This window comes from Vibrio sp. Y2-5 (genome assembly GCF_014596725.1).
Taxonomy (GTDB): Bacteria; Pseudomonadota; Gammaproteobacteria; order Enterobacterales; family Vibrionaceae; genus Vibrio.
Window position 1 is genome coordinate 1 of sequence record NZ_JACVEG010000020.1, and the last position, 2,500, is coordinate 2,500.

Sequence of the window (2,500 nt, forward strand, 5' to 3'; positions counted from 1 at the left end):
GACTTGTGTTTTTAGTTGCTTGGCGACGTCCTACTCTCACAGGGACAAGGTCCCAACTACCATCGGCGCTAGAGAGCTTAACTTCCGTGTTCGGTATGGGAACGGGTGTGACCTCTCTGCCATCATCACCAAACTATGAAGGCATATTCCTTCAAAACTAGATAACATTTGCTACATATTATATGGTTAAGTCCTCGATCTATTAGTATTCGTCAGCTCCACATGTCACCATGCTTCCACCTCGAACCTATCAACCTGATCATCTTTCAGGGATCTTACTAGCTTACGCTATGGGAAATCTCATCTTGAGGGGGGCTTCATGCTTAGATGCTTTCAGCACTTATCCCTTCCGCACATAGCTACCCAGCTATGCCCTTGGCAGAACAACTGGTACACCAGCGGTGCGTCCATCCCGGTCCTCTCGTACTAAGGACAGCTCCTCTCAAATTTCCTACGCCCACGACGGATAGGGACCGAACTGTCTCACGACGTTCTGAACCCAGCTCGCGTACCGCTTTAATGGGCGAACAGCCCAACCCTTGGGACCGACTACAGCCCCAGGATGCGATGAGCCGACATCGAGGTGCCAAACCTCCCCGTCGATGTGGACTCTTGGGGGAGATAAGCCTGTTATCCCCGGGGTAGCTTTTATCCGTTGAGCGATGGCCCTTCCATGCGGAACCACCGGATCACTAAGCCCGACTTTCGTCCCTGCTCGACTTGTAGGTCTCGCAGTCAAGCTCCCTTATGCCTTTGCACTCTACGAATGATTTCCAACCATTCTGAGGGAACCTTTGGGCGCCTCCGTTACACTTTAGGAGGCGACCGCCCCAGTCAAACTGCCCACCTGACACTGTCTCCCGGGTCGATAAGACCCGTAGGTTAGAATTTCAATACAGTCAGGGCGGTATCCCACCAGCGCCTCCACCGAAGCTAGCGCTCCGGTTTCAAAGGCTCCCGCCTATCCTGTACAAACTGTACCAAAATTCAATATCAGGCTACAGTAAAGCTCCACGGGGTCTTTCCGTCCTGTCGCGGGTAACCTGCATCTTCACAGGTACTATAATTTCACCGAGTCTCTGGTTGAGACAGTGCCCAAATCGTTACACCTTTCGTGCGGGTCGGAACTTACCCGACAAGGAATTTCGCTACCTTAGGACCGTTATAGTTACGGCCGCCGTTTACTGGGGCTTCAGTTCAGAGCTTCGCTTACGCTAACCCCTCTCCTTAACCTTCCAGCACCGGGCAGGTGTCACCCCCTATACTTCGCCTTACGGCTTCGCAGAGAGCTGTGTTTTTGCTAAACAGTCGCTTGGGCCTATTCACTGCGGCTTTCCGTTAAGAAAGCACCCCTTCTCCCGAAGTTACGGGGTCATTTTGCCGAGTTCCTTAACCAGAGTTCTCTCGCACACCTTAGGATTCTCTCCTCGCCTACCTGTGTCGGTTTGCGGTACAGGCACCTTTTATCTCGCTAGAAGCTTTTCTTGGCAGCGGGGAATCAAAGACTTCGCTCCATAAGGAGCTTCCCCATCACAGCTCAGCCTTCACGATAAGCGGATTTGCCTACTTATCAGCCTAACTGCTTGGACGTGCACAACCAATCGCACGCTTCTTCTATCCTTCTGCGTCCCTCCATTGCTCAAACGATAAAGAGGTGGTACAGGAATATCAACCTGTTGTCCATCGCCTACGCCTGTCGGCCTCGGCTTAGGTCCTGACTAACCCTGAGCGGACGAGCCTTCCTCAGGAAACCTTAGGCATTCGGTGGACGGGATTCTCACCCGTCTTTCGCTACTCATACCGGCATTCTCACTTCTAAGCACTCCACCAGTCCTTCCGGTCTGACTTCACTGTCCTTAGAACGCTCCCCTACCACTGATACCATTGGTATCAATCCGCAGCTTCGGTGGTGTATTTAGCCCCGGTACATTTTCGGCGCAGAGTCACTCGACTAGTGAGCTATTACGCACTCTTTAAATGGTGGCTGCTTCTAAGCCAACATCCTAGTTGTCTAAGCAACTCCACATCCTTTTCCACTTAATACACACTTTGGGACCTTAGCTGGCGGTCTGGGCTGTTTCCCTTTTGACTACGGATCTTATCACTCGCAGTCTGACTCCTAAGGATAAGTCATTGGCATTCGGAGTTTGACTGAATTCGGTAATCCGATGAGGACCCCTAGTCCAATCAGTGCTCTACCTCCAAGACTCTTACACTTAAGGCTAGCCCTAAAGCTATTTCGGGGAGAACCAGCTATCTCCAGGTTCGATTGGAATTTCTCCGCTACCCACACCTCATCCCCGCACTTTTCAACGTGCGTGGGTTCGGGCCTCCATTCAGTGTTACCTGAACTTCACCCTGGACATGGGTAGATCACCTGGTTTCGGGTCTACGACCACGTACTAAACGCCCTATTCAGACTCGCTTTCGCTGCGGCTCCGCCTCTTCAGCTTAACCTCGCACGGGATCGTAACTCGCCGGTTCATTCTACAAAAGGCAC

At 51.9% G+C, this 2,500-nt stretch carries 2 rRNA genes (1 of these 2 cut by a window edge); both read right to left on the reverse strand.

The features are described from left to right. Positions 1-17 precede the first annotated feature (17 nt). Positions 18-133 (reverse strand): 5S ribosomal RNA (rrf, locus tag HUO09_RS21500). A 49-nt stretch (positions 134-182) separates the two neighbouring features. Then, positions 183-2,500: ribosomal RNA gene (locus HUO09_RS21505) — 23S ribosomal RNA — on the reverse strand; it runs 604 nt beyond the window's last position.